We start from the raw sequence: 22,169 nt of genomic DNA on the forward strand, positions 1-22,169 counted from the left end.
ATCTAAACACTCGTGGGAATTTAAATTTTGGTTGATTATCTATTAATATATAGGTATCCAGCTCTAGATTTATGGACTCCACTAGCATTTTCATATTCCAAGACATAATAATAGGTCCCTACAGGTAATTCTTCTTTTCCATTTATAGTTTGTCTTCCACTAGAGGCTCCTTTAAAAAATCTTACTCCTGGTTGTTCATACCCATCTTGTTCAAATACCTTAACTCCCCAACGATTAAATATCTGTAGTGTGTTTTTAGGAAAATCACTTAGTCCCATGATCCTAAACTCATCATTAATACCATCTCCATTTGGAGTAATCCCTGTATATATAATGATATCTTCAGGTACGATTATAAATACTGTCTCGTCTTCAAAATCACCATCATTATCTAAATCAATATTGGTATCATTTAATGGATCATCAGATAGATCAGATATATCCAGACCATTTGGATTCTGACCAATCACAGTAGCTTGATTGGATACGCTACCAGACCTTATATCCTCCTCTGTTAGAACATATGTTGCTGTAAAACTATCAGTATCTGTTTCTCCAGGAACTAAATCAATCGGGTCGCCTACTACTACAATTCCTGGTAATGGGTCATTAAGAACAATATTAGTAATATCTACATTACCTGTATTTTCTATAGTAAAGGTATATTGTATCTCATCTCCTTCATTAGGAATATCATCGCCATTCACATCTACATATGAAGCTGTCTTGGTTAATGCCAGATTGGAAATATCATTGGCTATTACTACTGAAATAACTGCTATAGCATCATCACATACCACAGGAGTAGTAACACTACATAAGGTATAATTTATGATATACTCTCCTGGCATTGTATTTGGCAATACCGTTACTATCCCTGTTATCGGATCTAGGCTAACACCATCCCCAGAATCAGAATCTGTAACTCCCGTTATAACAACATTTGTTCCTAATATAACAGGACTACAATCCAATAGATCATTAGCTTCTACTATATTAACAGAGTCGCCTCCTGTAGTTCCATTAATAACTATAATATCATTATTAGCTACTGCTACAGTTGGTACAACTATATCAAAAGTACACGTATCACTATTTCCAGAAGCATCACTAAATGTATAAATTACTGTGGTTGTTCCTACTGGGAATACATCACCTGGGTTATGTGTGCTACTAACAATTAATGGATTTGTACAATTATCGGTTGCAGTAGGTGGTGTCCAACTAACAACAGTATTACATGTATTAACATTTGCATTCTGAACTATATCTGATGGACAACCAGTAACTACAGGATCTATATTATCAATTACTGTTACGATCTGGGTACAGGTCGCTGTATTACCGGAACTATCGGTTACCGTCCAGGTTACTGTGGTATCTCCTAATGGGAAGATGGTTGGTGCATTGTTAGTGGTACTCGCTACTGCACAGTTATCTCCGGTAGTTGGTGTACCTAAAGCAACACTACTCGCGGTACATAAACCGGCATCTACATTGACATTTACTGTGGCTGGGCAACTGATTGTTGGATTGATGTTATCGGTTACGGTTACCGTTTGAGTACAGGTCGCTGTATTACCGGAACTGTCTGTTACCGTCCAGGTTACTGTGGTATCTCCTAATGGGAAGATGGTTGGTGCATCGTTAGTGGTACTCGCTACTGCACAGTTATCTCCGGTAGTTGGTGTACCTAAAGCAACACTACTTGCGGTACATAAACCGGCATCTACATTGACATTTACTGTAGCTGGACATGTGATCGTTGGATTGATATTATCAGTTACGGTTACCGTTTGAGTACAGGTCGCTGTATTTCCAGAACTATCCGTTACTGTCCAGGTGACTGTGGTATCTCCTAATGGGAAGATGGTTGGTGCATCGTTGGTCGTACTGGCTACTGCACAATTATCTCCCGTGGTTGGTGTACCTAGAGCAACACTACTCGCTGTACATAAACCGGCATCTACATTTACATTTACTGTGGTTGGACATGTAATTGTTGGATCAATGTTATCAGTTACGGTTACCGTTTGAGTACAGGTCGCTGTATTTCCAGAACTATCCGTTACCGTCCAGGTGACTGTGGTATCTCCTAATGGGAAAATGGTTGGTGCATTGTTGGTGGTACTCGCCACTGCACAATTATCTCCGGTAGTTGGAGTTCCTAAAGCAACACTACTTGCAGTACATAAACCGGCATCTACATTTACATTTACTGTAGCTGGGCAACTGATTGTTGGATTGATATTATCGGTTACTGTTACCGTTTGAGTACAGGTTGCGGTATTTCCAGAACTGTCTGTTACCGTCCAGGTCACTGTGGTATCTCCTAATGGGAAGATGGTTGGTGCATCGTTGGTCGTACTGGCTACTGCACAGTTATCTGAAGTAGTTGGTGTACCTAAAGCAACACTACTCGCAGTACATAAGCCTGCGTCTACATTTACACTCACATCTGCAGGACATACTATTGTTGGATCAATAGTATCATCAACAATAACAGTTTGTATCTGTTGAACGACATTACCATTACCATCATCATAATTCCAAGTTACTGTAAAAGTTCCTTGTGTTGTATATGTTAAAGGGTCCGTAGTTGTCCCATTTATTGTTGTAGCTCCTCCACATCCATCTGTCGCTGTAGGAATAGTAGTTATTGTTGCAATACACTCTCCTACTACATCAGGTAATGGATTAACATCTGGAACCGGAATACCCGTATCTTGTACAATTACCGTTTGTGTTTGCTGGCTTGTATTACCATTACCATCATCATAAGTCCAGGTAATCGTATACGTTCCGATCACTGTATAACTTGTAGGATCGGTAGTGGTTGCGGTTATTATTCCTCCACAATTATCTGTCGCCGTTGGAGCTATTACTGTAGCAGTACACTCTCCTATTACATCAGCTAATGGATTAACATTTGCTACTGGAGCTTCATTATCCGTTACTGTTACCGTTTGAGTACAGGTCGCTGTATTGCCAGAACTGTCTGTTACCGTCCAGGTTACTGTGGTATCTCCTAATGGGAAGATGGTTGGTGCATCGTTGGTGGTACTGGCTACTGCACAGTTATCTCCGGTAGTTGGTGTTCCTAAAGCAACACTACTCGCGGTACATAAACCAGCATCTACATTGACATTTACTGTAGCCGGACATGTGATCGTTGGATCAATGTTATCGGTTACGGTTACCGTTTGAGTACAGGTCGCTGTATTTCCAGAACTGTCCGTTACTGTCCAGGTGACTGTGGTATCTCCTAATGGGAAGATGGTTGGTGCATCGTTGGTTGTACTGGCTACTGCACAATTATCTCCGGTAGTCGGGGTGCCTAAAGCAACACTACTTGCAGTACATAAACCAGCATCTACATTGACATTTACTGTAGCCGGACATGTGATTGTTGGATCAATGTTATCGGTTACTGTTACCGTTTGAGTACAGGTCGCTGTATTACCAGAACTATCCGTTACCGTCCAGGTCACTGTGGTATCTCCTAATGGGAAGATGGTTGGTGCATCGTTGGTGGTACTGGCTACTGCACAGTTATCTCCGGTAGTTGGTGTTCCTAAAGCAACACTACTCGCGGTACATAAACCAGCATCTACATTGACATTTACTGTAGCCGGACATGTGATTGTTGGATCAATGTTATCGGTTACTGTTACCGTCTGAGTACAGGTCGCTGTATTTCCAGAACTGTCGGTTACCGTCCAGGTCACTGTGGTATCTCCTAATGGGAAGATGGTTGGTGCATTGTTGGTCGTACTGGCTACTGCACAGTTATCTCCGGTAGTTGGTGTTCCTAGAGCCACACTACTCGCGGTACATAAACCAGCATCAACATTGACATTTACTGTGGCTGGGCAACTGATTGTTGGATCAATGTTATCGGTTACTGTTACCGTTTGAGTACAGGTCGCTGTATTGCCAGAACTATCTGTTACCGTCCAGGTCACTGTGGTATCTCCTAATGGGAAGATGGTTGGTGCATCGTTAGTCGTACTGGCTACTGCACAGTTATCTCCGGTAGTTGGTGTTCCTAGAGCAACACTACTGGCTGTACATAAACCGGCATCAACATTTACATTTACTGTAGCTGGACATGTGATTGTTGGATCAATGTTATCGGTTACTGTTACCGTCTGAGTACAGGTCGCTGTATTTCCAGAACTGTCGGTTACCGTCCAGGTCACTGTGGTATCTCCTAATGGGAAGATGGTTGGTGCATCGTTGGTGGTACTGGCTACTGCACAGTTATCTCCGGTAGTTGGTGTTCCTAAAGCAACACTACTCGCGGTACATAAACCAGCATCTACATTGACATTTACTGTAGCCGGACATGTGATTGTTGGATCAATGTTATCGGTTACTGTTACCGTCTGAGTACAGGTCGCTGTATTTCCAGAACTGTCGGTTACCGTCCAGGTCACTGTGGTATCTCCTAATGGGAAGATGGTTGGTGCATTGTTGGTCGTACTGGCTACTGCACAGTTATCTCCGGTAGTCGGGGTACCTAAAGCCACACTACTGGCTGTACATAAACCAGCATCAACATTGACATTTACTGTGGCTGGACATGTGATCGTTGGATCAATGTTATCGGTTACTGTTACCGTCTGAGTACAGGTCGCTGTATTTCCAGAACTATCGGTTACCGTCCAGGTCACTGTGGTATCTCCTAATGGGAAGATGGTTGGTGCATCGTTGGTGGTACTGGCTACTGCACAGTTATCTCCGGTAGTTGGTGTTCCTAGAGCAACACTACTGGCTGTACATAAACCGGCATCTACATTTACATTTACTGTAGCTGGACATGTGATCGTTGGATCAATGTTATCGGTTACTGTTACCGTCTGAGTACAGGTCGCTGTATTTCCAGAACTATCGGTTACCGTCCAGGTCACTGTGGTATCTCCTAATGGGAAGATGGTTGGTGCATCGTTGGTCGTACTGGCTACTGCACAATTATCTCCGGTAGTCGGGGTACCTAAAGCAACACTACTGGCTGTACATAAACCGGCATCTACATTGACATTTACTGTAGCTGGACATGTGATCGTTGGATCAATGTTATCGGTTACTGTTACCGTTTGAGTACAGGTCGCTGTATTTCCAGAACTATCGGTTACTGTCCAGGTGACTGTGGTATCTCCTAATGGGAAGATGGTTGGTGCATCGTTGGTCGTACTGGCTACTGCACAATTATCTCCGGTAGTCGGGGTACCTAAAGCCACACTACTCGCGGTACATAAACCAGCATCTACATTGACATTTACTGTAGCCGGACATGTGATTGTTGGATCAATGTTATCGGTTACGGTTACCGTTTGAGTACAGGTTGCTGTATTTCCAGAACTATCGGTTACCGTCCAGGTCACTGTGGTATCTCCTAATGGGAAGATGGTTGGTGCATCGTTGGTGGTACTGGCTACTGCACAGTTATCTCCGGTAGTTGGTGTTCCTAAAGCAACACTACTTGCGGTACATAAACCAGCATCTACATTTACATTTACTGTAGCCGGACATGTGATCGTTGGATCAATGTTATCGGTTACTGTTACCGTCTGAGTACAGGTCGCTGTATTTCCAGAACTATCCGTTACCGTCCAGGTGACTGTGGTATCTCCTAATGGGAAGATGGTTGGTGCATTGTTGGTGGTACTGGCTACTGCACAGTTATCTCCGGTAGTCGGAGTTCCTAAAGCAACACTACTGGCTGTACATAAACCAGCATCTACATTGACATTTACTGTGGCTGGACATGTGATTGTTGGATCAATATTATCGGTTACTGTTACCGTCTGAGTACAGGTTGCTGTATTTCCAGAACTATCCGTTACTGTCCAGGTGACTGTCGTATCTCCTAATGGGAAGATCGTTGGTGCATCGTTGGTGGTACTGGCTACTGCACAGTTATCTCCGGTAGTCGGAGTTCCTAAAGCAACACTACTCGCAGTACATAAACCAGCATCTACATTGACATTTACTGTGGCCGGACATGTGATTGTTGGATCAATATTATCGGTTACTGTTACCGTCTGGGTACAGGTCGCTGTATTTCCAGAACTATCCGTTACTGTCCAGGTTACTGTCGTATCTCCTAATGAGAAGATCGTTGGTGCATTGTTGGTGGTACTGGCTACTGCACAGTTATCTCCGGTAGTCGGAGTTCCTAAAGCAACACTACTCGCAGTACATAAACCAGCATCTACATTGACATTTACTGTGGCCGGACATGTGATTGTTGGATCAATATTATCAGTTACTGTTACGGTCTGGGTACAGGTTGTTGTATTTCCAGAACTATCCGTTACCGTCCAGGTGACTGTGGTATCTCCTAATGGGAAGATCGTTGGTGCATCGTTGGTCGTACTGGCTACTGCACAGTTATCTCCCGTGGTTGGTGTACCTAAAGCAACACTACTCGCGGTACATAGTCCAGCATCAACATTTACATTTACTGTAGCTGGACATGTGATCGTTGGATCAATATTATCGGTTACTGTTACCGTCTGGGTACAGGTTGTTGTATTTCCAGAACTATCCGTTACTGTCCAGGTTACTGTCGTATCTCCTAATGGGAAGATCGTTGGTGCATCGTTGGTGGTACTGGCTACTGCACAGTTATCTCCGGTAGTCGGAGTTCCTAAAGCAACACTACTGGCTGTACATAAACCAGCATCTACATTGACATTTACTGTGGCCGGACATGTGATTGTTGGATCAATATTATCAGTTACTGTTACGGTCTGGGTACAGGTCGCTGTATTTCCAGAACTATCGGTTACTGTCCAGGTTACTGTGGTGTTTCCTAATGGGAAGATCGTTGGTGCATTGTTAGTCGTACTCGCTACTGCACAGTTATCTCCCGTGGTTGGTGTGCCTAAAGCAACACTACTCGCAGTACATAAACCAGCGTCTACATTGACATTTACTGTGGCCGGACATGTGATTGTTGGATCAATATTATCAGTTACTGTTACCGTCTGAGTACAAGTAGCTGTATTACCAGAACTATCCGTTACCGTCCAGGTTACTGTGGTATCTCCTAATGGGAAGATGGTTGGTGCATTGTTGGTGGTACTCGCCACTGCACAGTTATCTCCGGTAGTCGGAGTTCCTAAAGCAACACTACTGGCTGTACATAAACCGGCATCTACATTGACATTTACTGTAGCCGGACATGTGATTGTTGGATCAATATTATCAGTTACTGTTACGGTCTGAGTACAAGTAGCTGTATTTCCAGAACTATCGGTTACTGTCCAGGTTACTGTGGTATCTCCTAATGGGAAGATCGTTGGTGCATCGTTGGTGGTACTGGCTACTGCACAGTTATCTCCCGTGGTTGGTGTGCCTAAAGCAACACTACTGGCTGTACATAAACCAGCATCTACATTGACATTTACTGTAGCTGGACATGTGATCGTTGGATCAATATTATCGGTTACTGTTACCGTTTGTGTACAAGTAGCTGTATTTCCAGAACTATCCGTTACCGTCCAGGTGACTGTGGTGTTTCCTAATGGGAAGATCGTTGGTGCATCGTTGGTCGTACTGGCTACTGCACAGTTATCTCCCGTAGTTGGTGTTCCTAAAGCAACACTACTGGCTGTACATAAACCAGCATCAACATTGACATTTACTGTAGCTGGACATGTGATCGTTGGATCAATATTATCGGTTACTGTTACCGTCTGGGTACAGGTTGTTGTATTTCCAGAACTATCCGTTACTGTCCAGGTGACTGTCGTATCTCCTAATGGGAAGATCGTTGGTGCATTGTTGGTCGTACTGGCTACTGCACAGTTATCTCCCGTGGTTGGTGTACCTAAAGCAACACTACTGGCTGTACATAAACCAGCATCTACATTGACATTTACTGTGGCTGGACATGTGATTGTTGGATCAATATTATCAGTTACTGTTACCGTCTGAGTACAGGTCGCTGTATTTCCAGAACTATCCGTTACTGTCCAGGTGACTGTGGTATCTCCTAATGGGAAGATCGTTGGTGCATCGTTGGTCGTACTGGCTACTGCACAGTTATCTCCCGTGGTTGGTGTACCTAAAGCAACACTACTGGCTGTACATAAACCAGCATCTACATTGACATTTACTGTGGCTGGACATGTGATTGTTGGATCAATATTATCAGTTACTGTTACCGTCTGAGTACAGGTCGCTGTATTTCCAGAACTATCCGTTACTGTCCAGGTGACTGTCGTATCTCCTAATGGGAAGATCGTTGGTGCATCGTTGGTCGTACTGGCTACTGCACAGTTATCTCCCGTGGTTGGTGTACCTAAAGCAACACTACTGGCTGTACATAAACCAGCATCTACATTGACATTTACTGTGGCCGGACATGTGATCGTTGGATCAATATTATCGGTTACTGTTACCGTCTGGGTACAGGTCGCTGTATTTCCAGAACTATCCGTGACTGTCCAGGTTACTGTGGTGTTTCCTAATGGGAAGATCGTTGGTGCATTGTTGGTGGTACTGGCTACTGCACAGTTATCTCCGGTAGTCGGGGTGCCTAGAGCAACACTACTTGCAGTACATAAACCAGCGTCTACATTGACATTTACTGTGGCTGGACATGTGATTGTTGGATCAATATTATCAGTTACTGTTACGGTCTGAGTACAGGTCGCTGTATTTCCAGAACTATCCGTTACCGTCCAGGTGACTGTGGTATCTCCTAATGGGAAGATGGTTGGTGCATTGTTGGTGGTACTGGCTACTGCACAGTTATCTCCCGTGATTGGTGTACCTAAAGCAACACTACTTGCAGTACATAAACCAGCGTCTACATTGACATTTACTGTGGCTGGACATGTGATTGTTGGATCAATATTATCGGTTACTGTTACCGTCTGAGTACAGGTTGTTGTATTTCCAGAACTATCGGTTACTGTCCAGGTCACTGTGGTGTTTCCTAATGGGAAGATGGTTGGTGCATCATTGGTCGTACTGGCTACTGCACAGTTATCTCCCGTAGTTGGAGTGCCTAAAGCCACACTACTGGCTGTACATAAACCAGCATCTACATTGACATTTACTGTGGCCGGACATGTGATTGTTGGATCAATATTATCGGTTACTGTTACCGTCTGGGTACAGGTCGCTGTATTTCCAGAACTATCCGTTACTGTCCAGGTTACTGTCGTATCTCCTAATGGGAAGATCGTTGGTGCATTGTTGGTGGTACTGGCTACTGCACAGTTATCTCCGGTAGTCGGAGTTCCTAAAGCAACACTACTGGCTGTACATAAACCAGCGTCTACATTGACATTTACTGTGGCCGGACATGTGATCGTTGGATCAATATTATCGGTTACTGTTACCGTCTGGGTACAGGTCGCTGTATTTCCAGAACTATCCGTTACTGTCCAGGTTACTGTCGTATCTCCTAATGGGAAGATCGTTGGTGCATTGTTGGTCGTACTGGCTACTGCACAGTTATCTCCCGTGGTTGGTGTACCTAAAGCAACACTACTGGCTGTACATAAACCAGCATCTACATTGACATTTACTGTGGCTGGACATGTGATTGTTGGATCAATATTATCAGTTACTGTTACCGTCTGAGTACAGGTCGCTGTATTTCCAGAACTATCCGTTACTGTCCAGGTGACTGTCGTATCTCCTAATGGGAAAATCGTTGGTGCATCATTGGTGGTACTGGCTACTGCACAGTTATCTCCGGTAGTCGGGGTGCCTAGAGCAACACTACTGGCTGTACATAAACCAGCGTCTACATTGACATTTACTGTAGCTGGACATGTGATTGTTGGATCAATATTATCGGTTACTGTTACCGTTTGTGTACAAGTAGCTGTATTACCAGAACTATCCGTGACTGTCCAGGTTACTGTGGTGTTTCCTAATGGGAAGATCGTTGGTGCATCATTGGTGGTACTGGCTACTGCACAGTTATCTCCCGTGGTTGGTGTGCCTAAAGCAACACTACTCGCTGTACATAAACCAGCGTCTACATTGACATTTACTGTGGCCGGACATGTGATCGTTGGATCAATATTATCGGTTACTGTTACCGTCTGAGTACAGGTCGTTGTATTTCCAGAACTATCCGTTACTGTCCAGGTGACTGTCGTATCTCCTAATGGGAAGATGGTTGGTGCATCGTTGGTCGTACTGGCTACTGCACAGTTATCTCCGGTAGTCGGAGTTCCTAAAGCAACACTACTGGCTGTACATAAACCAGCATCTACATTGACATTTACTGTGGCCGGACATGTGATTGTTGGATCAATATTATCAGTTACTGTTACGGTCTGGGTACAGGTCGCTGTATTTCCAGAACTATCGGTTACTGTCCAGGTTACTGTGGTGTTTCCTAATGGGAAGATCGTTGGTGCATTGTTAGTCGTACTCGCTACTGCACAGTTATCTCCCGTGGTTGGTGTGCCTAAAGCAACACTACTCGCAGTACATAAACCAGCGTCTACATTGACATTTACTGTGGCCGGACATGTGATTGTTGGATTAGTAGTATCTTCAACAGTAAGAGTTACAGAAATTGAAGTTTCAGAAGTACACACATATGTTGAGCTTGAAACAACAACGCGATATTGATTACCATTATCTGCTATCAAAGCATTTGTAATGTTTAATGTAGCCGTAGTTGTAGTACTATGAATTCCTGTATCTGTTAAATCATCCCAGGTGCTACCATTAAACAATTGCCATTGATAGGTATCTGCATTAGATGTCACAACAGTAAACGTTGTATTTGCACTTGGACATATCGTCGAATCGGATGGTTGTGTCGTAATTGATGGAGCAACTCCGGCTGTAGTCACATTGATATTAGTACCTGTATACCCATCAGTTCCTGAAGTTACTACTCCATTTCCGTCTACAGCAAGACCAGTACCAAAAGTACCGTTACCCAAGTATCCGTTAGTGTCACCATCGGTAAAACCTGCTTCAATAACATCATCACATCCATCTGCATCACTATCTAACTCTAAAAAATTATAATTACTATCCGAATCACTGTCCGCAACTGTATAATTTATGGTTCCGCTATTCTCACTTCCCGATGCTTGAACAGCATCTGGTACTCCATCTCCACCAATAGCTCCAGATACAACTCCATTTACATGTGTTTGGTTATGCCCCGCTTCGACAGCATCATAAATTCCATCATTATCACTATCTAAATCCAAACGATCTACAATATTATCACCATCAGTATCTCTATCAAAACATAAGGCAAAAGAATTTGCTTTAAAAGCTAACCAGGAGTCATAAAGATTATCTCCGTTATCAGCAACTCCTATTTTAATTGTATTATTTCCTGCATTTAACACTGCAGAAAAAGTTATGGTAGAAGTAAAACCATCTGCTTCAATATTAACGGCTGTAGGGTCAGTTTCATTATCAACATATGATCCGCTATCTACTGTATTATTTACGGTATCTATACTTAATTGTGCACCAGAAGGTGTTAATGCTAAATTGGTTCCGTTAATAAAAATTTTGGGAGCATCGTTTAGGCCAGAATTCACATAATCGTTATATTCTTCTGAAGCGAAAACAAACTGACCTGAGATCACTGTTTCTGCGGGAATATTAACTACTATTTCAAGGCTGGCAACATCAAATTCTGCACTTCCTCCACCAAAATCGGCATCTTTACCTCCTCCGGCAGCACCAGTGCCATTAATCCCATCTCCTAATGCATTAGGGGAAGAGAATTGATTAGATAAATTATCATCTAATTCAAGAATATTACCTGAAGAAAAGATAATTCCTCTATCAAATCCAAGAAATGCATTTAAAGCTCCTCCACTACTTGTTACCCGATCACCGTCATTAAATGTTCCTATTTGCGCTACTGCTCCACTACCTTCATTGACTGTAGCTGATACCAAGGTAAGATCAGAATTAGGAGCAAATAATAAGTTAGCTAAGGTAGTAGCATTATTTTGTGCTGTAATTTCAAAAGTTGTATTTGCATCATCTACCAATTCAACTCCAAATGTTCCTCCTCCCAGATCACATTCATCTCTATCCAGAATTCCGTCATTATCATCATCTAAATCAACAGAATCCATAATACCATCACTATCTGAATTTACGGTTAAAACCCCAGGTCCGGCAGGATCAATAATTTGCCCATCTGAGACCGTATCATCACCAAAAACACCATCTGTAAGATTATAGGAAGCCGTAGCAATTGTTCTCCCTCCTATTGTAGTTGTATTTAATGTAGTTGTAAAATCTTGATATATATCTGATGCTCCTCCAGGTGTATTCGGACCATATTTACGATATGTAAAACCTGCTAAAGAATTAGTAATATGCCAATAATAGGTTACAGTTACATCATCTCCCGGTGTTATACAATCTAAAGTAAAGTCTACCAATCCATATGGGTAATGATGTGTTGCATCATTTGCAGCCAGCTCAGATTCTAAAACAGTGCTTATACTAGCGATCTGAAAACAAACTCCAGTAGTTTCGATTGTTACATATCCTGTACCATCTGCTATTGGTATAGAGACTACATTTCCTTGTGAAGAATCTAATATTCCATCTCCATTTCCATCTCCTCCATTAGGTCCTTCATCTTCTACTGTTCCTACAATACCATCACCATCTTCACAACCGGTAGATACCGCATTATTTGTTACTGCGGCTACTACTCCTGTATTATATGCTGCTGCAACCACTAATCCATTAGAATTAACAGCACCTGTAGATACTGTTAGTGGTTCTGTAGCTGCATTCCATGGATTATAAACACCTCCATTAGCGCCATCGGCATTCCAATCATTGTATGCTTCATTAGCGTCACTACAACCATCTGCATCACTATCTAAAGATTCAAAATCTGCATCTCCAGCTGCATCTGTGTTTGTTATTGTATAATTAAGTACTCCGGATTCTGCAACCGTTTCTATACTATCGAAAAGCCCATTATTTCCTGATCCCGTATCGGCTCCATTAATTCTTCCATTACTGGTAGCAAATCCATGACCTGATTCTATAGCATCGTAGATACCATCATTATCACTATCCAGATCATAAAAATCGGGGACTCCATCTCCATCGGTATCAAAAGCAGTTTCGACTGCTCCATCTGCATTCCCTGTTCCTGCATCGGCATCATTATCATCAAGATAAGCAAAGATATTATCTGTATCTCCATCTGCAAAGGGATCAGATGGGGACTCATTTAAATTAGGAATCCCGTCATTATCTACATCCAGATCCCATGGATCTAAAACGAGATCGCCATCCAGATCAAAAGCAGAAGATGCGGTAGGGCAAGCAAATCCATCATTACTGGTTGTGGCAATTGTATTATTTAAAAGTGTTACAGAAGGTGTTGCTGTGGTATAATCGTTAACCAGATACATCCCTCCATTATTATAGGAAACATATAAGCGGTTTTCTGCATCAGTAAATGCAGCTCCAAAATTGGTTGCTGTAGGAGTTCCCAAACCTGAAACTTCTGTTTTAACAAGTGAAGTAAGATCCCAATTAATTAATCTATTATTGTTACTAACACCGTATAATTTTCCGTTGATAAAAACTACATCATTAGTATTTTTATTTGTTCCTCCTGTAAAAGCAACCGTAACTACTGCAGGTGAACCTCCAGCCGGTAAGGTGGATAAATTTTCTATTTTATCATAATGTTTTCCTCGATTAATCCATAGGTTATCACTATCATCTACGTCTCCGGATATACCGCCACCGCTCATATTAGTTAATGCTCCTAAATCCTGAAAAGCTCCATCCACTCCTATACGAAGTAAATGATTATTAATAGGGCTTGAACCTCCTCCTTTACCAATAGCATACACATAATTATCAATTCTATTATACCCTGTTGCGTTATATAATTGACTCACTGCAATGGGATCAGAATATTCTCCTGTTATGGCATCGTAACTTTTTAACTCTCCAGAGATAATTTGAAAAAAGTTTTGAGGGCAACTAAATGGAGTAAGCGAGCATGCTGCTGATACTACTCCACCATTAATATAATCTGCATTTGGAGTGGTATACCCATCTATTGCACTAGTCACTACTCCGTCTTCATTAACGGTTACGACAATAGGCCCTAAAATGCCGTCACTACTTTCATCTGTAAAACCAGCCTCTCGTACATCACTACACGAATCTCCATCACTATTTGTAGATTGAAAATTAGAATTTCCTACCGTATCTGTATCTGCTATTGTATAATTAATTATACCAGAATCTACTATAGTTTCCAGACCATCGAAAAGCCCATTTGTACCTGCTCCTGTATCCTGACCGGTAATCCTACCATTGGTATGTGGTAAACCATGTCCCGCTTCAACCACATCATAAATCCCGTCATTATCACTATCAAGATCAAAAAAATCGGGAACTCCATCTCCATCGGTATCAAAAGCAGTTTCAATAACCCCATCTACATTACCTGTTGCTCCATCTGCATCATCATCATCTAAATATGCAAAAACCATATCTCCATCTACATCAGCAAAAGGATCAGATGGAGATTCGTCTGTATTTGTTAAACCATCACCATCTACATCTAAATCTAAAGGATCTAATATATCATCACCATCCTGATCTATAGGTGAAGGTGCCGAGGGGCATGAAAACCCATCATTACTGGTTGTAGTAGCTGTAGAATTCAAAAATGATGATGTTGGTGTTCCTGTTGTATAATCATTAATCAAATACAATCCACCATCATTATACGATACATACAAACGATCCTTATCATCGGTAAATGCCGCTCCAAAACCAAGAGTTGTAGTTGGGGTACTTAAACCTCCTACTACCGTTTTGATTGATGTATCCAGATCCCATATAACTAGCTCTGCAGTTTTATTGACCCCATATAGTTTTCTATTAATATGAACAACATCATTAACTTCGCTAGTCGGACCGGTAAAAATAACTGTTATAACCGCAGGGGACCCTCCTATCGGAAGGGTTGACAGGTTTTCGATCCTGTCATAATGATCACCCCTATTGATCCATAAATTATCACTGTCATCAACATCTCCCGATATACCGCCAGATCCCATATTGGTTAACGCTCCAAGATCGGCTATTGATCCATCTGAATCAATACGAATCAAATGCCCATTTATGGTACCTGCTTTTCCTATAGCATATACAAAATTATCAACTGGATTATATCCTGTAGCATTATAGAGATCATTCGTGCTAATCGGTGCCGAATATTCTCCTGTAACCGCATCATAACTTTTTAATTCTCCACTAATGACCTGATAGAATGTGGAAGGACAACTAAACTGACCATATCCAAAAGAACCGATCAGCATAAAGATCACACCATATACTATAGATAAATTGTTACTTTTTTTATGTATAAAAGCATTTTTTTCTACTCTACAAAAACCTAACAATCTATTTATCAAGGTAAATATGAGTTGTATTAGAAATAAGAATCGTGTATTGATTTTCATAAGCTATTATGATAAAATTGTTTTATTATTCTGAAGAGATTTATTAGAATCTATACCTACTCTACTTTTAGAAATCTGTAATAATGTATAATCTTGTTGAATTGGCTTTACATATTTCTGAAAAGAACTATGAATAGTACTTACTACACTATTTTTTGAGGTATGAGTAGTACTGCATATATTATTTTTATGTGTAAACGTGTATATATGAGAATCTATACTATAATTATGAGCTGTACTATTTTCTATATGTATCTTGGCATGATTATTATTTTTAAGTAAGAGAGCAGAAGAAGACTTTAAAAATGAGTATGCTATAAATGAATATAATACCAATAGAAGAGTAATCACTCCCATCAAAATTATGATGTTATAGTTGGATAGTGTATCTATTTTTCGAACATAATTCGTATAGATACCAGAAAAATTATCTTTTATAGAAGAAGACCTTTGTACATCTGTTGATGCAAAAAAATAAAACCTCATAATGGTTGATTTAATATTAAATTGATCGTTATTCAGATCCCTGGAATTGGCGGCTCGCCAAAAGTTTTACAATTCCGGGATTGTTATTCTATATTCTCATGTATGCATATTATCAAATAAAAAACATCTTTTCTTTTCACATCCCTATACAACAAAATGTCATTTATTAACAGATTCTGAAATCACATGTATTGTGCTTTCAAAATGGTATTATATATTTTGCTTATAAGAAAATCAGACGAGAAAAACATCGTCACACGTTTTATGAAAGAAATAAAAGTAGTGTTATCCATAAGCTATTTATTTTATCGATTAAAGTTCACTAATTATAATATCTACGGGCAAATAAATATCATACTATATCACAGCTATATTACTGTAATTTTCTATCTAAAATAGCCATCAAAAAAGAACACATTTGAGACATAGAGGGGTAAGAAATAAAATGTCTGGTGTAATTTTTTTTATAAGCGATATCTATTTTTAAGTAATGTGTTTACGTTGTACATTTATTAACATTATAAATGTATACATAAAACTTTGATTATGAATATTTTAAAACACCAAAATAATTACGGTTTTACCATAAAAATAGGTTGAAATCATCAATTTTAAGGACGAAAGACAGGTTTTTGAGAAAATCTCACAAATTCACATTATGGTTTCTAAAAAAATAATCAATACTTATTTAACCTTGATTATGTATTGAGAAGCCCAATTATTATATAAAAAAAGAGGTTATCAATTTGATAACCTCTTTTACTTCACACTCTTACCTTACTAGTCATGTGATCATGATATAATTTAACATTACATCTTGATTAATCGCTTTTGAATTATAGTATCACCAACACTTATTTTTATAAAATACTGACCTGTAGATAAATCTTGAGTAGGCACTTTAATTCTTTCTTGATTTGTGTATGATTTCAAGAATATTGATTGTCCTAAATTATTAAATATTTCTACTTCTGTATTTTGATCACTACTTTGTTTTGAAGTAATATATATCTGGTTTCCAAATGGATTTGGATATATCGAAAACATATCTTCTTTAGATATCATTTCTTCTTCTAATGCTTGCTCATCTGCTTGTGTTTCGGATTGTACTTCTGCTTCTGTATTTACATCATTAACCATTGTTGTACTGGTCATCGAAGCGTTAGGGGTACTGCATCCATTAATTACCACATCATCTATATATACCCAATCTGAATTACCAGATGCATCTGCTCTAAATCGAATTTGAGTAGTTGCAGTAAAAGGACCTGGGATTACCACCTGATCATTATAACGTTGATTGTTTACAAATTCATCAGACTGGTTCCACTCTTCTACCGTAGTAAAATTAGCTCCGCCATCTGTTGATATCTGCAACCAGAAATCTTCATTATTATTATCCATACTTCTACAGTAATATGAGAAATCAATCGTCAATTCTTCATAGCTTGTCATATCAAAATTAAAAGTAGTCATTACTGATGTAGATGTATTATCTCGTAATCGTATACAGTATGTTCCCGAATTTGCATACGCTGCATCGCTAGAACTTCTTCTTGCATCAGATCCACCACCTGACCATACTCCCCACCCGGATTCAAAATCTTCTGAGTTGATAACAGCATATGTACATTCTGATGGATTAGGATCTGGAAGACACCCTGACGTGATAACTTGCGCTGCAGAAAGTGCAAAATCATAAACAACCGCTGCATCCATTTTTCCTGTATAAAAATTATTTGCGGTTTCTCCATAACTATCTTTTTTCTGTACACCGCCAATTCCTCCTGATCCTATATGTGTAGGAACAGAACTTGGTGCAGCACTGCTAGAAGCAGCAGAAACACCATCAATATATAAGCTATGGCTAGTACTTCCTCCATTATACACTACAGCAACATGGTGCCAATCTCCATCATTTGGAAAAGCTACACTGTGACTATCAGAAACCGTAGCGCTATTTCTTACTATAGACTCGAGGTTGGTTCCATTCAACCTCAATACAACACCACTAATCCCTCCTCCTTCTTCAAAAAGATTCTGGATACCAGACAAAGCAGTTGGTTTTATCCACATAGCAACACTTCTTTGCGACATCGATGCAATCAAAAATGGTCCTGGGTTTTGGCTATATTGTATTTTAGTAGCTCCATCAAATACAGCAGATCGATCTCCTTCTTTAAAATCTACTGTATCATAGGTTAATGCTCCTATAGTAGAAAGAGGATCATTATTACTTGCAGAAGCATCATTTGCATCTATACCAACATCAAAATTCCAAAGTGCCAAATATGTATCTGGCTCAACACAACTAACAACAGATGGATTGATCTGGATTATTTCTGGTAACGGAACCGTAAGTCCACTACTTCTAAATGTGGGTAACGGAGCCGATATATTAATAAGATAGTTGCGAAGATCAGTACTTAGATCATTTGCTATAGTTAATGTTGCATTATCAGGACTTCCTGATAATAAATTCGTAGCTTCACCAATATCGGTAATCAGGTTATACATTTCATAAGAAGCGGTTTCATAATTATGAATCAATTTATAGTCTCCTTTTCGTATAATAGATACTGGTCTTTGATCTCTTTTAGAATCAATCAGATATCCAGGAAAGTGCCAATAGATCGCATCTCTGTTTAAATTAGGATTAGTACCTGTTAGCATAGCCCATTGACTTACCCCATCGATATCATATCCTGTTGGTAATGTCCCTCCTGCTGCTTCAACCACTGTTGGATACAGATCAAAAGCAACAATAGGAGTATTATTAATTGTTCCTGTATTAGCCAATAAACCTTCAGACCATGCAATAGTTACTGATCGTACACCGCCTTCATAATGCTCTCCTTTCATTCCTCTTAGCGGACCATTATCATCTGTTCCGATTGCGCCACCATTATCAGAAATAAAGTACACCAATGTATTTGCAGATAACATATGGCCAGGATTTCTGGGATCTGCCGTTGTTTTTAGATAATCGACAAGCCTACTAATGGTTTGATCCATTCCTTCTGCAATTGCTGCTTGAGCAATATTTGTATGTCCCATCTGACTAGGGTTCGTATTATTTTTAGCTACATATTTGGCATATAAATCAGGCCTTGCATTTGCCTGACCCCAAGGGCCATGTATAGCATAGTTACTAAAATGCATAAAAAATGGAGATGTATTATTTGCATTCATAAAATCGATTGCGGCATCTGCCATTGCATCGGTTACGTGTTTTGCGGTTCCGTCTAAAGAACTATCTCCTGCAAGAGCCATAGATTCACTTAATGTATAAGGTGCTGCATATGGATCCAGTTCTGGACCTATTTTACTGTGGAAAGTCCAAACCCCGCCAGATTGCGAAGCAAAATAACTTCCCGGACTTCCCGGAGAACCACCTCCATAATTGAAATCAAATCCCTGATCGGTAGGTGAATTACTCATACTTCCACCAGAATGATATTTTCCAAAATGAGCTGTTGTATATCCACTTGTTTTTATGGTTTCGGCTATCGTAATCGCACTAGCCGGAATTTCATCTTCTCCATTAGAGATCCCCTGACTAGGCCCTACTAATAATGTAGAACTCCCTCCTCTATTTAAACCATTTACCGCAAATACATTATTATCTGGTCTTGAAGCATATTGCCCACTTAAAATTGCAGCCCTTGTGGGTGCACAATTTGCTCCGTTTACATAAGCCTGCGGAAATGCGATACCTTGAGTAGCCAATGTTTCTAAAGTTGGCGTCTCATAAAAGTCACTAGGGTTATTAAGATTAGTGGCTCCTGTACTTACCTGTGACCACCCCATATCATCAGCAATGATAACCACAATATTTGGAGATTGAGAATAGATTGAACTACTAACACCAATACAGAGTAGCAGTACTAAAAATTTGGTTGTTGTTTTCATAGATTAATGGTTTAAAATTTACAATCGTTATGATTGGATAGATTAGTTGTTTTTATATATTTAGTTATAGTCATATTATATAATAGTATCTAATGAAGATGGCTTAAATTCTTCACTAACTCATTATCATACTGATCTTTGGGAGGATTCTAAACTTAGAAAGGAAAATCATTATCAGATCTGGGAAACTACTAACTCAAAAAAACAATAAGAATTTTGAGTTCTTTTTTTAGAAAACATTACTTGATGTGTATTGTTTCTAAATTATAAATAGTATTTCTATTCCAGATACTGCTTTTGTCGGCTCGCCAAAGTTTTACAGTTGCAGCGTTGTTTTATATCTTGTTTTTATAACATTCTATAATTATAACAAACTGGTTCACATTTTTAATGCATATGTAATATACTGTCTCATATTTTTCAAGAAATCCTATAATTAGTTATATCAATTTCTTTTAGATCCGAAAAAAAATCAGATCCAACATAAATAGCATAGATGGTGTACAGGTGGTAAAAAGATGACTTAAAAAATATTTGCATCACCCTTAGTAAGAAAAAAGTAAATTTAGTCATAAGTAGAATAATTTAATTAATATCAAAAAAATTAGTTCATTAATCTAAACATGTGATTGGGTACATGATTAGTATTATTTACATTATGACAATTGTACTTGATTATAGTATGTATAAAAAAGACGTATTTAGTAACTGGGGTAGATGCTACTGTCTTCGACAACTAAACTATCGTATATCAAGATTTTTATTAAGTTTTTTTTAACATTATAAATATATGTATAAAACTTTGATTAACAGCAATTTAAATCCTCAAAACAAGTAAGGTAAAACCGTACATTGTATATTTATATCCCTGAATACATGCAAAATCCAAAAAATAAAAAAGGTATGTACTTACAAATAGCCATTTTATTTTAATGTAGATTTCAATCCTGTTCTTTAATAAGATGACAAAGTATTGGAATAACAGCATGAATCTTACGAAACGTAATGAGATATCAGCCAAACATGAGTAGTCCTTTTGTTATTACAGTGAAGACTGGGATCCAGAGCGAAGTTACTACTCTAATATGCATTCTAGCCTTCGCTGGAATGACAGGGCAACTTATTTCAGAATTAAGTCAAAAAAGAGTCTCGATAACCCAGCTGAGTGCTTCGATAAACGTAGGACAGGCGTATTTTTCTTCGTTATACTACGAAAAATCATTCGACCTGACACTGAAACGATCCATAGTAGTTAACACCGTATAAAAAGAAAGGCTGATTTCTAAGTAAAAACAAAGAATTCAGCCTCTTTTATATAGTATTAACTCGTTTTGCATTTGAGACTTTTTGATTCTAAATTCGTCAATTCGAGTACTTCGACCAAAGGAAGATGTGTATCAAGCCCTTCGACACGCTCAGGATGACGAGAATTTTGAATTAAAAAAGCTATTCTCGATACAATTTTTCTTCATATCATCTCGAGCGTAGTCGAGAGGCTATTTCGAAAAACCACTCGAATTGACGCTTTTTTATACTATTAATTTCTAAATGCAACGGGCTAGTATTCGTTATTTCTTTTATATAAACCCTCTTTTTCGAGCTTCTTCTAATAACATTTGATCATCTGCTTTGGCTATAGAAAACATCTCTTTGATCTGATTCTTTCTTTTTTCGATTGCGCTTAATGATAGACTTACATAATTAGGTAAGTTCTTGGTCTTAACGCCACGAGATAAATGATATAAAATCTTTAGATTTTTCTCATCCAAAGAAAATTTATTTGTCATCATTTTTCTAAAATGATCATTTACTGTAGCACTATAATATGCTTTACCTTTTAAGATATTATTAAACGCTAATAACAATTCGCTAGAAGTAAGATCACTTTTGATTAAAAATCCTGCCGGATTAATATTCTTAAGGATATTATGAATTCTATGATCTTCCCTATGCATGGTTAATATAATGATCTTTGATTTTGGTAACAGCTCTTTTGCGTGCTTTGCCAAATCCTCACCAGAGGTAATCGACCCATCAGAAGAAGGTGGTAATTTAATATCTACAAAAAGCATATCATAAGGAACCGTTTCTGAAGATTTTACGATACTGGCATATGCATCATCACAATTAGAGGCAATGTCAATCTTAATTTGATATTCTTTTTGATTTTCCCCTAATAAGGTATTTTTATACCCTTCGATAATCATAGGATGATCATCAATCATAAGAACTTTTAACTTTTTCTTCATCTTAAAATGTATTGTTTTAGGTTTTAAAGTTATA

4 protein-coding genes are annotated in these 22,169 nt (G+C 39.1%); all 4 read right to left on the bottom strand.

Features of this window, described 5'->3' with window-relative positions:
• Window positions 1–35 precede the first annotated feature (35 nt).
• On the bottom strand, window positions 36–15,488 hold the full coding sequence (locus tag ATE84_RS18990) for an HYR domain-containing protein (protein WP_101449459.1): 15,453 nt from the start codon (window positions 15,486–15,488) through the stop codon (window positions 36–38).
• Window positions 15,489–15,494: 6 nt separating this feature from the next.
• A complete protein-coding gene (locus tag ATE84_RS18995; protein WP_101449460.1) occupies window positions 15,495–15,974 on the bottom strand; it encodes a hypothetical protein in 480 nt (159 codons plus the stop codon).
• Window positions 15,975–16,784: 810 nt separating this feature from the next.
• On the bottom strand, window positions 16,785–19,886 hold the full coding sequence (locus tag ATE84_RS19000; RefSeq protein ID WP_101449461.1) for a sulfatase-like hydrolase/transferase: 3,102 nt from the start codon (window positions 19,884–19,886) through the stop codon (window positions 16,785–16,787).
• 1,577 nt (window positions 19,887–21,463) lie between these two features.
• A complete protein-coding gene (locus ATE84_RS19005) occupies window positions 21,464–22,135 on the bottom strand; it encodes a response regulator (protein WP_025664289.1) in 672 nt (223 codons plus the stop codon).
• Between the last annotated feature and the right edge of the window lie 34 nt (window positions 22,136–22,169).

Source organism: Aquimarina sp. MAR_2010_214 (assembly GCF_002846555.1).
In the GTDB taxonomy this organism is placed as follows: domain Bacteria; phylum Bacteroidota; class Bacteroidia; order Flavobacteriales; family Flavobacteriaceae; genus Aquimarina.

Coding starts and splice junctions, on each gene's coding strand:
- ATE84_RS18990 (WP_101449459.1), bottom strand. CDS start 15,488: ATGAAAATCAATACACGATTCTTATTTCTAATACAACTCATATTTACC.
- ATE84_RS18995 (WP_101449460.1), bottom strand. CDS start 15,974: ATGAGGTTTTATTTTTTTGCATCAACAGATGTACAAAGGTCTTCTTCT.
- ATE84_RS19000 (WP_101449461.1), bottom strand. CDS start 19,886: ATGAAAACAACAACCAAATTTTTAGTACTGCTACTCTGTATTGGTGTT.
- ATE84_RS19005 (WP_025664289.1), bottom strand. CDS start 22,135: ATGAAGAAAAAGTTAAAAGTTCTTATGATTGATGATCATCCTATGATT.